The organism is Streptomyces sp. NPDC049813, from assembly GCF_044465085.1.
GTDB lineage: Bacteria > Actinomycetota > Actinomycetes > Streptomycetales > Streptomycetaceae > Streptomyces.
Map to the genome: position 1 here is coordinate 593,250 of NZ_JBITLI010000003.1, position 12,516 is coordinate 605,765.

The window sequence follows — 12,516 nt, forward strand, 5'->3', positions numbered from 1 at the left end:
CTCCACCCGGGGGTGGAGCCGCACAGGGTCACGCGTCGATGCGGGAGCGGTCGAGCGTGGCCGCGGAGCTGCTGATGAACTCCTTGCGCGGTGCCACGTCGTTGCCCATCAGCAGATCGAAGACCTGCTCGGCCGCGTCCAGCTCGCCGATGTTGATCCGGCGCAGGGTGCGGTGGCGCGGGTCCATCGTGGTCTCGGCCAGCTGATCGGCGTCCATCTCGCCCAGGCCCTTGTACCGCTGGATCGAGTCCTTGTACCGCACGCCCTTGCGCTGGAACTCCAGCAGCGTCTCCCGCAACTCACGGTCCGAGTACGTGTACACGTACTTGTCCTGGCCCTTCTTCGGCTGGACCAGTTCGATGCGGTGCAGGGGCGGCACGGCGGCGAAGACGCGGCCGGCCTCGACCATGGGTCGCATGTACCGCTGGAACAGCGTCAGCAGCAGGCAGCGGATGTGCGCGCCGTCGACATCGGCGTCGACGAGCAGGATGATCTTCCCGTAGCGCGCCGCGTCCAGGTCGAAGGTCCGGCCGGACCCGGCTCCTATGACCTGGATGATCGCGCCGCACTCGACGTTCTTCAGCATGTCCGACACGGACGACTTCTGGACGTTGAGGATCTTGCCGCGGATCGGCAGGAGCGCCTGGAACTCGGAGTTCCGGGCGAGCTTGGCGGTGCCGAGCGCGGAGTCGCCCTCGACGATGAAGAGCTCGCTGCGCTCCACGTCGTCGCTGCGGCAGTCCGCCAGCTTCGCGGGCAGCGACGACGACTCCAGGGCCGTCTTGCGCCGCTGCGCGTCCTTGTGCTGACGGGCCGCGATCCGGGTGCGGGCGGCGGCGACGGCCTTCTCCATGACGGCGCGGGCCTGCGCCTTGGCGTCCCGCTTGGTGGAGGTCAGGAACCCCTTGAGCTCCTTGGCCAGGACGTTGGCGACGATCCGGTTGGCCGCGGAGGTGCCCAGGACCTCCTTCGTCTGGCCTTCGAACTGCGGCTCCGCGAGGCGCACCGTCACGACCGCGGTGAGGCCCTCCAGGGCGTCGTCCTTGACGACGTCGTCCTCGGCGACGCGCAGCAGCTTCTGGGTGCGCAGCACCTCGTTCATCGTCTTCGTGAGCGAGCGCTCGAACCCGCTCACGTGGGTGCCGCCCTTAGGGGTGGCGATGATGTTGACGAACGACTTGATGGTCGTGTCGTAGCCGGTGCCCCAGCGCATCGCGATGTCGACGCCGAGTTCACGGGTGACCTCGGTCGGCGTCATCTGGCCGTCGTCGTCCAGGACGGGGACGGTCTCCTTGAAGGAGCCCTGGCCGGAGAAGCGCAGGACGTCGCAGACCGGCTTGTCCTGGGCGAGGTACTCGCAGAACTCGCTGATGCCACCGTCGAAGCGGAAGCTCTCCTCGCCCTTGCTGCCGCCCTCGCCGAGACCGAACTCGTCCCGCACGACGATGGTGAGGCCGGGGACCAGGAAGGCGGTCTGGCGGGCGCGCTGATGCAGGTGGTCCAGCGAGAGCTTGGCGTCCTTGAGGAAGATCTGCCGGTCCGCCCAGTAGCGCACCCGGGTGCCGACGCGGCTCTTCGGGACCTTCTTGACCTTGCTCAGCCGGGCGGAGGAGTCGAAGGGCGCGTCCGGGCCGGGCTTGGAGAAGGCGCCGGGGACACCGCGCCGGAAGCTGATGGCGTGCGTATGCCCGTGGAGGTCCACCTCCACGTCGAGGCGCGCGGACAGCGCGTTCACCACGGAGGCGCCCACGCCGTGCAGGCCGCCGGAGGCCGCGTACGCGCCGCCGCCGAACTTTCCGCCCGCGTGGAGCTTGGTCATGACGACCTCGACCCCGGAGAGGCCGGTCTTGGGCTCCACGTCCACGGGGATGCCGCGGCCGTTGTCCCGGACCTCCACGGAGCCGTCGTCGTGCAGGATGACCTCGATGTGGTCGCAGAAGCCGCCGAGGGCCTCGTCGACCGAGTTGTCGATGATCTCCCAGAGGCAGTGCATCAGGCCACGACTGTCGGTCGAGCCGATGTACATGCCGGGACGCTTGCGTACGGCTTCGAGCCCCTCGAGGACGAGAAGGTGCCGCGCGGTGTAGTTGGAGCCGTCCCGGTCTGCTCCGGTCAGCAACGCTGTGGACGGCACGGACGTGTCGGCGGTCACGCGGTTCGCTCCTCGCTGAATTTCAATGGGGGCCCATGTGGGTAAGGGGCCGGCTTCGGTCGCCCGTCAGAGGGTACCGAGGCCTGGTAGAGCCGTTGTACCGCCACCCTCACCCTCTCCTCAGACTAGTCCAAGGTCGCATACATGTTCGATCCCTCAATGGAGTGAAGCCCACATCACGTTCCCTTCCAGGCATGAACCATTTAGGCTCCGGGCACGTCCTCATGAACAACCGGCAAGCCAGCCGGGGACGACCGACCTGATGGATCGCGCGAACCCGTAAGACACGTAAGAGACGCAATACGGCACATTCGCCGCCACCCGGCAGCAGACAGCCGGTCTCGAAGAAAGATTTCGAGGAAAAGCCGCGAGCGGGAACGTTTTCGGCCTGGTTGGATGTTGACCCTGGTACGACAGCTCGTCGAGCTAGAGAAGAGGCGACGTGACTACTGTTCTGACCCCCGCGAGCCCGCTGACGGCGGCTGACCGCTGTGACCGTTGCGGCGCCCAGGCATATCTGCGCGTCGTTCTGATCAGCGGTGGTGAACTGCTCTTCTGCGCCCACCACGGTCGCAAGTTCGAGCCGGAACTCAAGAAGATCGCCGCTGAGATACAGGACGAGACGGAGCGGCTCACCGCCGTTCCGGCAAGTGCTGAGACCGAGGAACGCTGACGCCTCGCACCCACGACGAGCCAGCACCGGCATCAGGCCGGCGAACGGGCGGTCACCCCTCCACCAAGGGGTGACCGCCCGTCCTCGTTCTTTCGGCGGCCCGATGCTCCGCCGGCCCGGTCAGCCGCTCTGCCGGCCCGGTCAGCCGTGCTGCTGGATCACCTTCACCACGTCGGAGACCCGGGTGTACACGCCAGGGCTCCGTGGACGCCCGCAGCCGCTCCCCCAGGAGACCAGGCCGACCAGCCGCCCCTCGGCGACCAGCGGGCCGCCACTGTCCCCCTGGCAGGCGTCCTTGCCCCCGGCCGGCTCTCCGGCACAGAGCATGGTCTTGGGCACGAACGTCCCGTCATCGTTGCCGGGGTACGCCTCCTCGCAGACGGCGTCCGCCAGGACGTGCACCGGCGCGGAGCGCAGCGTGTCGGGGTACTGACCGGTCCCGGACGTGTCGCCCCACCCGTAGACGGCCGCCCTGGTCCCCGCCTGGTACGCCGGGTCGCCCTCCTCCGCCATCGGGATCACGTCCCCCGCGGGCAGCGGGGTGGCCAGCGTCAGGACCGCCACGTCCCCCGAGTTCGTGCGGGCGTCGTAGGCCGGGTTGATCCACTCGTCCCGGAGCGGGATCTCGGCCCCTTCCGTCGTCCGGAGGTCGGTCCGGCCGGCGATCACCTTGAGGTCGCTCACCCGGGCGCGCGGTACGCCGAGCACCTCCTGGCTCATGCAGTGGGCCGCAGTGACGACCGTCGACCGGGCGATGACCACGCCCCCGCAGAACTGGCCGGAGCGCGTACCTCCGAACCGGTCACGGCTGCCCAGGGCCACCACCCAGGGGTGGTCCGACGTCTTGACCGCGCTACCGCCGATGACGCCCTCGTCGGCGCTCGCGGGGACCGGCGAGGCCAAGGGCAGTACGGCCGCCGCGACCAGCGCGGCCAGCGGCACGGTCAGCGCTCGCGCGAATGGACGACGCATACGAACTCCTCACTCTAGGTGGCCATGGAACACCCAGGGTGATTCAGGAGCACGCGCGACGCACCGCGAGGTGCCGCGCCCCGCGCTCTGCGCGGAAGGCCCGGCACGCCCCGCCGAGGGGGCATGCCGGGCCTTCCGCGCAGAGCGGCGGTGTCGACTAGTCGAGGTAGTCGCGCAGGACCTGCGAGCGCGACGGGTGGCGCAGCTTCGACATCGTCTTGGACTCGATCTGGCGGATACGCTCGCGCGTCACGCCGTACACCTTGCCGATCTCGTCGAGGGTCTTCGGCTGGCCGTCGGTGAGACCGAACCGCATGGAGACGACGCCCGCCTCACGCTCGGAGAGCGTGTCGAGCACCGAGTGCAGCTGTTCCTGGAGGAGCGTGAAGCTGACCGCGTCGGCCGGGACGACGGCCTCGGAGTCCTCGATGAGGTCACCGAACTCGCTGTCGCCGTCCTCGCCCAGCGGCGTGTGCAGGGAGATGGGCTCACGGCCGTACTTCTGGACCTCGATGACCTTCTCCGGGGTCATGTCGAGTTCCTTGGCCAGCTCCTCCGGGGTGGGCTCGCGGCCCAGGTCCTGGAGCATCTGGCGCTGCACGCGCGCGAGCTTGTTGATGACCTCGACCATGTGCACCGGGATACGGATGGTGCGGGCCTGGTCGGCCATGGCGCGGGTGATCGCCTGACGGATCCACCAGGTGGCGTACGTGGAGAACTTGTAGCCCTTGGTGTAGTCGAACTTCTCGACCGCGCGGATCAGACCGAGGTTGCCCTCCTGGATGAGGTCCAGGAAGAGCATGCCGCGGCCCGTGTAGCGCTTGGCCAGGGAGACCACCAGACGGAGGTTGGCCTCCAGGAGGTGGTTCTTGGCGCGGCGCCCGTCCTCGGCGATGATCTCCAGCTCGCGCTTGAGCTTGGGAGCGAGCTTGTCGGCGTTGGCCAGTTTGTCCTCGGCGAACAGACCGGCCTCGATGCGCTTGGCGAGCTCGACCTCCTGCTCGGCGTTGAGCAGCGGGACCTTGCCGATCTGCTTGAGGTAGTCCTTGACGGGGTCGGCGGTGGCGCCGGCGGCCGCGACCTGCTGGGCGGGCGCGTCGTCCTCGTCGTCGTCGGACAGGACGAAGCCGCCCTGGCTCTCCTCGGCGGGCTCGCCCTCCTTGCCGGCCGCCGGGGTCTCCTCGGTCGCCTCTTCCTCGGTGACCTCGTCGTCCTTCTTGCCGCCCGCCTTCTTGGCGGTGGCCTTCTTGGCGACGGTCTTCTTGGCGGTGGCCTTCTTGGCGACCGTCTTCTTGGCGGCGGCCTTCTTGACCGGCTCGGTCTCCTCGGCGCCGGTCTCGGCGACCGCGGGTTCGGGAGCGGTCGGGGCAGCGACCTTCTTGGCGGTGACCGTCTTGGCCGCAACAGTCTTGGTGGCGGTGCGCTTGACCGGACTCTTGGCCGCGACGCTCTTACGAGGACGCTTGGGTTCAGCGGCACTGACCATCAGCGTCACACCCTCTTCCTCGAGGATCTGGTTGAGGCTGCGCAGAACGTTCTTCCACTGAGTGGCCGGAATCTGGTCGGCCTCGAACGCACGGCGTACGTCATCGCCGGCGATCTGGCCATCAGCCTTTCCCCGCTCAATGAGCGCCATGACAGAGACGGACTCGGCGATCTCCGGCGGGAGCGTACGGGATGTGCTGGCCGACACGAACAACCTCTCGGAACGTTGGAAAACGGCTTCCGGCCCCGTCCTGTGAGGACCGGAGCCGACGACCGACGACTTGGGGATGGGCCGACGGCGCGGGCGGAGGCCGGGGAGAAGGACAGCGCCACGCACGGCTGCTGTATTCCCTCCTCGGCTGTCACCTCTTAGGTCATCGCATTGCCCCGTGGAGCGTTACGCCCAATCTGCGTGGCCCGAGTCACACCCCGTATTCGGTCAAAAACTGACGGATACGGGCGGAGCGGGTCATCACGGAACGCTCTGACGCGCCGGACTACACCCGACCGGCACATTCTGGGCAACACACCCACATGGCCGAGTCGCCGGACGGCGCCCTTCCACACATGCGCCGCGCACATGGAAGGGCGCCGTCCGGCGACACCAGATTCGTACTCCCCCGCTCCGCTTCGCTGCGGAGCCGTCAGTGCTCGCGCGGGGCAGGCACCACGCGCTCCACCTCGGGGTGGACCACGAGCAGCTGCCGCATGGCCGCCTCGGCCCCGGAGCCGTCCCCGGCGGCGAGGGCGTCGGCGATGCGGGCATGGTGCGCGACCGCCGACTCGTTCGGCCGGTCGCAGCCGGTCACGGGGCCCCCGGAGACCTGGAGGGCGGCGGAGACGATGCCGGAGAGGTGCTCCAGCATGCGGTTGCCGGCGAGCTGGATCAGCAGCGAGTGGAACTCCGCGTCGGCGCGGGAGAACGTGATCGAGTCCCCCTGCCCGAGCGCGTGCCCCATGATCTCGACCATGTCGACAAGACGCTGCTGCACATCGTCACGGCCGTGCCCGGCCGCCAGGCGCGCGGCGAGCGGCTCGATCGTCCAGCGCATCTCGCTCAGCTCCCGACGCTGGTCGTCGCGCTGCGGCCCGAAGGCACGCCACTCGATGATGTCGGGGTCCAACAGGTTCCAGTCGCTGACCGGGCGCACGCGCGTGCCGACGTTCGGCCGGGCGCTGACCAGGCCCTTGGCCTCCAGGACACGGAGAGACTCACGGACGACGGTCCGGGACACCTCGAAGCGCTGGCCGATCTCCTCGGGCACCAGCGGCCGGTCCGCGCCCAGGTCGCCCGAGACGATCATCTGTCCGAGCTGCTGGACGAGTTGGCCATGCAGACCGCGGCCCCGGCTGCCCGCGGGGCGTCGGCCCACCCGGCCGAGGTCCTGGTCCGGGCCGTCCCAGACGGGAGCGCCGACACGGTCGGCGGGCGACCCCGCGTAGGGGTAGCGATCGAGTTCACCCGGTCCGGCGAGGCCGGAGTCGGCGGAGCGGGCGGCGGTCATCATGGTGTGCGCAAGGGTACTCACGGAATGTGTTGTCGGCTCTGTCTCCAACTCCCTTGAGGTCTTTGGTGAAAAGCACACGAAAGGGTGATCTCCCCCCTCACCGCACTTGACGCCTTATCGGAAGCAAGCGGGCGTTACAGAGGAAGTTGTGTGCAGCGACGGTCGTGAAGGTCCCTGATAAGGGTCATCTCACCCTGGGGCGCAGCACCATGAGCAGATATGCGCAGAGCAGCGCGGTGATCGACAACGTCATGGCACCGCCTACGGGTTGAGCGATCATCCGCACTCCGGCGGCGAAGAACCGCTCCGCGCCGAACGGCCAGTGCACCAGGGCGACATCACGCAGTCTGGTCGGCAGACCGGCGGCCGTTCGTACAGAGGGGCCCACCAAGGCCTTCTGTACGAGCGGCACGATGACGACGGGCACGGCGACCACGGCGGCGAGCCCCGCGGCGGTGGAGCGGAACACTCCGGAGGCGAGGACTCCGGCCCACGCGCACGCCACGACGAGCGTGACCCAACTCGCGCTCTGCACGGGCCAGTCGGCGGGAACTTCCGCGATCTCCGATCCGTATACGAGAGACAGCAGCGCCACGTCGCAGCCGACGACGAGCAGGGCCAGGAGGACGGCGGTCGCGGCGCTGACGAGCAGTTTGGCGGCGAGCAGCCCCAGCCGGCGCGGGACCGTGCCGCGGTCGGTGGCGAGCGCGGGGTGGCGGAACTCGTCACCGAAGGCGAAGGCTCCGAGAAGCCCCGCGCCGAGGGCGGCCGGGGGCAGGGGCAGTTCTCGGGGCCAGGCGGCGAGCAGGCGGGGCTGCGGGGTGTGTCCGGTGCGGGCGAGCAGCACGGAGAGGAGCGCGGAGACGGCGAGGACCAGTGCGGCGGTGAGGTGTCCGGTGGCGATGCCGGTCGCCCGCTGGAGTTCGTAGCGCACGGGGCGCAGCGGGCCGCGTGCGGGGCGGACCCTGATCGGCGGCGGCAGCGGGGAGACGGCGGCCGCGTGCGGTCCGGTTACCCGGGTGGCCGCCGGTGGACGGCTGGGCGCGCCGTTCCCGACGGTTGTCGGGCGGGCTGTCGTGTCGACGAGAGGGACGAAGGTGCTTGGTGTGGGGGTTGGGGTGGGGGCAGCGATGGGGGTAGGCGTGGGGGCAGCGCCGGAGGCTTGAAGGCCTGGTGCCAGGCGAGGTGGGGCGGCAGCAGCCGTGCCGTTCCGCGGGACAGGTCGCGCCCCCACCGGTCCCGCGTCCCCGATCTCGTCGGCGAGTTGGTGCACGAGGATGTTGTGCCGGAACGCCGTCTCGCCCACGTCCGCGCAGGTACTGCCGTACACGGAGAGGCTATTGCCCCCCTCGGGGACCACCTCTACGGTGCGCCGGGCGTTGCGCGCCTCTCTGGCCAGCAGGACACCGAGGCGGGAGGCGTGCGGGCTGCGGACCGCGACCCGGGGCCGCAGCCGTGTCCGGGCGAAGTCGGCAGCGGCCTGGTCGGCGACCGTTCTGCCCGCGACGAGCGTGACGACGCGGTCCGCGGCCCAGGCCGCCTCCTTGGCGTCACCCGTGGTGAACAGGACCGTGCCGCCGAGGTTCGCGTGGGCACGCAGAATGCCGTGCATCCATCGGCTCTCCCGGGCCACCAGTCCGTCCGTCGGGCCGTCGAGCACCAGTGTGTGCGGGTCCGCGAGCAGCGCGCACGCCAGGCCGAGCCGTCGGTCCATGCCACGGGACAGGGTCCCCAACCGCTCGTCACGCAGGCTCACCAGCCCTACGGCTTCGAGGACTTCGTCGGCGCGTCCACCAGGCACTCCCGCCGCCGCGCACAGCATCCGCAGATGGCCACGGACCGATCGGCCCGGATGGCCGGGCACATCACCCAGCAGAACGCCGACTTCCCGTACCGGGTGGGTGAGGCGATGCAGAGGACGGCCGCGGAAGTAGGCGATCCCCCGGCCGTGTTGGAGTTCGAGCATGAGTCGCACCACGGTCGTCTTGCCGGCCCCCGGCGCGCCGAGCAGGGCCGTGACCTGACCGGCGGGCGCGTCGAACGACACGTCGTCGGCCGCGGGCGGAGACCCCTTGCGGACGTTGCTGGTGAGTCCGATGGCCTGGATCATCGCTTCTCTCACAGGATGGGCGACCGCCCGGCGGCAGGGCCCCGCCCACCGCTCGGGCGGCAGGCGAGCCCTGTGGGTACTCCTGCAAGATAACGCGATATATGTGGCTTTTCGGGCAGGGGACGGGCGCGGCTGTCGACGAGATGCGCGGCCCACCCCTCACGGAACCGCCCACCGCGGAGCCACGTCACACGGGTCGGCGCCGAGCGGCCTCTGACATCTGCCGGAGGGGCCTCCCCCGTACGTGACCTGCACGCGCGGCGGCTCTACCCCCATCGCCCTCACCGCGTCGGCGTCGGCGTCGGCGTCGGCGTCGGCGTCAGACTTCCGGGCGGAGCATCGGCGGGTTGAGCAACGTGGCGCCGCCCGCCCGGAAGAGCTGCGCGGGCCGACCGCCCTGGCGCGTGGTGGTACCTCCGGTGGGCACCAGGAAGCCCGGCGTCCCGGTCACCTTCCGGTGGAAGTTGCGCGGGTCGAGGGCGACGCCCCAGACCGCCTCGTACACGCGGCGCAGCTCACCGACCGTGAACTCCGGCGGGCAGAACGCCGTGGCGAGCGACGAGTACTCGATCTTCGACCGGGCCCGTTCCACACCGTCCGCCAGGATCTGCGCATGGTCGAAGGCGAGCGGGGCGGCCAGCTCGTCCTCGCGCCCGTAGCCGCCCTGCTGGAGCAGATCCTCGACCGGGGCCCAGCGAGCACTGTGGGCGTCGCCCCCGGCGCGTGGGGCCGGCAGATCGGGTGCGAGAGCGAGGTGGGCGACGCTCACGACACGCATCCGTGGGTCACGCTTCGGATCCCCGTAGGTCCCGAGCTGCTCCAGGTGCGCGCCGTTGTCCTGCGCGGGCGCGGCGGGATCGTGAGCGCACAGCCCGGTCTCCTCGGCCAGCTCACGCGCGGCCGCCCCCGTGAGGTCCTCGTCGTCCCGTACGAATCCACCGGGCAACGCCCATCGTCCCTGAAAGGGCGGTTCACCGCGGCGCACCGCCAAGGCACACAACGCGTGACGACGCACCGTGAGCACGACCAGGTCGACGGTGACAGCGAAGGGCGGGAAGGCCGACGGGTCGTAGGGCGACATGGAACGATCATAGTCGTCTGCCTGACGATAAACACTCCCTTCGCTCGTTGCTTCCTCCAGTTCTCGCCGCCGTCGGCGCCTTCCTGCACCTTTTCGGGGCGGCTCTGCTGTGCATCCCACGCACCGAGAAGGACGGACCTGTTCCGTGGCCCGCACAGCCTTCGGCGTGGCTCCGCCGGTACGTCGCTCAGCCCGGTAGGTACGACTCCCGTGTCTGTGTCCGCGCAGCCGTGTCGGCGCGGCTCTTCCCTACGACGCTTAGGCAGTCATCTGCCCAACTGCAGCGCGTCCGCGGCCTCCTCGACCATGGCGAGTCCGAGTCTGCTGACCCGCACGGAGAAGGCGTGTCCGGCGACGCGCAGCCCGGCCAGTCCGATCTCGCCCAACGGTGCGCTGCGCATCGGGGAGAGCGTCACCGTCCCGGCGGGCGTGTCGGGCCGGACACCGACGCAGGAGACCAACAGGTGCACACCGGCCGCTGCGCTCACCGCCGCCGGCCTACAGGCGGCCGGGTGCGCCAACGGCGCCCCACCCTCGACACGCTGCTCCCCCGCATACATCTCAGGAAGGCGGTACTCGAAGGCCTTCGCGGCGGCCAGGACTCCGCCGAGCAGCGATACCGCCTCCTTCTCGTACCCGGCGGCGGCCAAGCCGGCGACCGCGACCACGGTCTCCTGAACCCGCACCGCTCCCGCGCGATGACCGAACGGATTGAACGACGCCTCCTTCACTCCCAAGGTCCGTAGCCCCCACCCCGAATCCAGAGCCGGTCCGCCGTACAGCCGCGCGAGCTGCTCGGTCTGCACCTTGCTCAGCAACCCCGGGGCGTAGGAGCCCGCCCCGAGAAGCCCGGTGTCCAACAGATGGGCGGACCCGCTGCCCAGCTGCGGGAACGGGCGCCCGTCTGCGGCGCACGCCGCCGCCGGTCTGCCCCCGCTCCTGTCATCGATCCAGAAGTCCTCGCGGAACCGCGACCGCAGCCGCCCCGCCCACTCCCGCAGCTCATCGCCCCCGGCTCTGCCGTACACGTCGAGGAGATCGGCGCCGAGCACGGCCGCCCGATGGGCATGGGCCTGGGTCTCACTGCGCACGGGTCCACCCGCAGTGGGGTCCGGCACGTACGGGCGTCCTTCACGGACCGCGGCACGCAGCCAATGCAGACACCGCTCGGCTGCGGGAAGCAGCTCTGCCACTTCCTGCTCCGCGAGTCCCCACCGTCTCGCTTCGGCCAGCAGTACGGGGAACAGCAGCGTGGCCTCAATGCCGGTGCAGCTCGGAGGCAGCCCCGGGCCCATGTGCCGCAGCGGGCCCGGAAGGCGCCCGAACTCGGCTCCAGCTGCCAGCAGTTGCGTGCGAGCGAGCGCACGCAACGTGCCGCCTGCCAGTCTGGTCCCCAGCGGCAACGCCATCCTTGCTGCCGCCAGGGCCTCGGCCGGCGCCGGGCCGCAGCGCCAGGGGGCACCCGCCGCGAGGCAGACGTCCGTCGAGTGCACGGGGTCCCGCACGATGAGCGCCTGCAGGTCGTCGATACAAGTCCGCAGCAGCATGCCTACACGCGGGTCGTCCCCGTGGGCCTGCGCGACGGCGAAGGGGCGAACCGCACTGTGTCCTGCGGCTCTCCCGAATCCCGGGCCGTCCGCGCGGACCTTCAACTCGACAGTGCGTACTCCGCCGGGCGGCAGGTCGAACTCCCAGCGCAGCAGGTTGGCGGAGGCGAGTGCGTCCGTAGGTGCAGGCGTGGACGTGACCGTCACGTGGCCGGCGGGGGACGACCACCGCATGCCTGCGTCATGGACTGTCGCGGGCAGTTCGCGACCCGCCTTCCCGGCGGCCACCGCCCCGAGTTCGGCGAGGTCGGTACCGAGCGACACTTCGAGCGGCAACCGCAGGGGACGCGGTGCGGAACTGCGCAAGGTGATGCGTTCCGTACCGTCGGCGTGGCGGACGCGCTCCACGACGACGTCCGGATCCGGTCCCGCGTCCGGGGCCGCCCGCACCGTCCCCACGAAACGCGCGCGGTCGGCCCCGACCATGCGGGCCTGCACGGAGAGCGGCTCGCGGCCGGCGACCAGGACCCGGCACCGCGACAGGAGCCGCCGGCCCGCGCGGTAGAAACCTTCGAGTCCCTGCGCCGTCAGCTGCCCGTCCTCGGAGGAGATCACCATCCCCGGCAGAGCCAGGCAGATCAGAGAGCGGTGCAGGGGTGGCAGGTCGGCCGAGCGTCGGGGCATCGCGGCCGACGCCGTCGCAGTGGGTTGAGGGCCGGCGCCGAGTGAGGGGCGGGATGTCCGCGGTGGGCAGGGAGGTCGAGGCTCGGGTGGGGCAGCGTCCCGCACCGGAGCCGTGCCGGCGTCGGGCGGCGCCATCGGGGGCAGCCATGAGGCGTTCGCGGTCATGTCCGCCGCCCTTCGAAGGCGGTGACGGAGGGGATGCGGGTGATGGGGACGTGTACGTCCGCAGGCGTCACTGGCGCCGGGCCGCGCGATGCCGGCTCCGCGAAAACGTCCTGAGCGTGTGCGCGCGGACCGAGCACCT

General features: G+C 70.5%; 8 protein-coding genes. 1 reads left to right on the plus strand and 7 read right to left on the minus strand.

All coding sequences use genetic code 11. From position 1 onward, the window contains the following. Positions 1 to 28: 28 nt before the first annotated feature. Complete coding sequence (locus ACIBW6_RS10030; RefSeq protein ID WP_399058647.1) at positions 29 to 2,152, minus strand: type IIA DNA topoisomerase subunit B; 2,124 nt, start codon at positions 2,150 to 2,152, stop codon at positions 29 to 31. Between the two features lie 442 nt (positions 2,153 to 2,594). Here ACIBW6_RS10030 and ACIBW6_RS10035 point away from each other — a divergent pair, with 442 nt between their 5' ends. Next, on the plus strand, positions 2,595 to 2,825 hold the full coding sequence (locus ACIBW6_RS10035) for a hypothetical protein (protein ID WP_207826496.1): 231 nt from the start codon (positions 2,595 to 2,597) through the stop codon (positions 2,823 to 2,825). A 141-nt stretch (positions 2,826 to 2,966) separates the two neighbouring features. Here ACIBW6_RS10035 and ACIBW6_RS10040 read toward each other — a convergent pair whose 3' ends face one another. The 6 genes from ACIBW6_RS10040 to ACIBW6_RS10065 all read right to left on the minus strand — a co-directional run bounded on the left by ACIBW6_RS10040 (position 2,967) and on the right by ACIBW6_RS10065 (position 12,212). Further along, positions 2,967 to 3,797 carry a serine protease gene (locus ACIBW6_RS10040; protein WP_399058650.1) on the minus strand — a complete coding sequence of 277 codons (831 nt, stop codon included), beginning with the start codon at positions 3,795 to 3,797 and terminating at the stop codon, positions 2,967 to 2,969. A gap of 157 nt (positions 3,798 to 3,954) precedes the next feature. After that, complete coding sequence (locus tag ACIBW6_RS10045) at positions 3,955 to 5,490, minus strand: RNA polymerase sigma factor (protein WP_399058652.1); 1,536 nt, start codon at positions 5,488 to 5,490, stop codon at positions 3,955 to 3,957. A 436-nt stretch (positions 5,491 to 5,926) separates the two neighbouring features. Further along, the gene (locus ACIBW6_RS10050; protein WP_399058653.1) at positions 5,927 to 6,811 is read right to left on the minus strand and encodes a FadR/GntR family transcriptional regulator; all 885 of its coding nucleotides are present in this window, start codon (positions 6,809 to 6,811) and stop codon (positions 5,927 to 5,929) included. Positions 6,812 to 6,974: 163 nt separating this feature from the next. Further along, positions 6,975 to 8,900 carry an ATP-binding cassette domain-containing protein gene (locus tag ACIBW6_RS10055; RefSeq protein ID WP_399058654.1) on the minus strand — a complete coding sequence of 642 codons (1,926 nt, stop codon included), beginning with the start codon at positions 8,898 to 8,900 and terminating at the stop codon, positions 6,975 to 6,977. Between the two features lie 319 nt (positions 8,901 to 9,219). Continuing rightward, positions 9,220 to 9,981 (minus strand): NUDIX domain-containing protein, encoded by a 762-nt coding sequence (locus ACIBW6_RS10060; protein WP_399058655.1) that lies wholly within the window; start codon positions 9,979 to 9,981, stop codon positions 9,220 to 9,222. A 266-nt stretch (positions 9,982 to 10,247) separates the two neighbouring features. Next, a complete protein-coding gene (locus tag ACIBW6_RS10065) occupies positions 10,248 to 12,212 on the minus strand; it encodes a glycogen debranching N-terminal domain-containing protein (protein WP_399058657.1) in 1,965 nt (654 codons plus the stop codon). Positions 12,213 to 12,516: the final 304 nt, after the last annotated feature.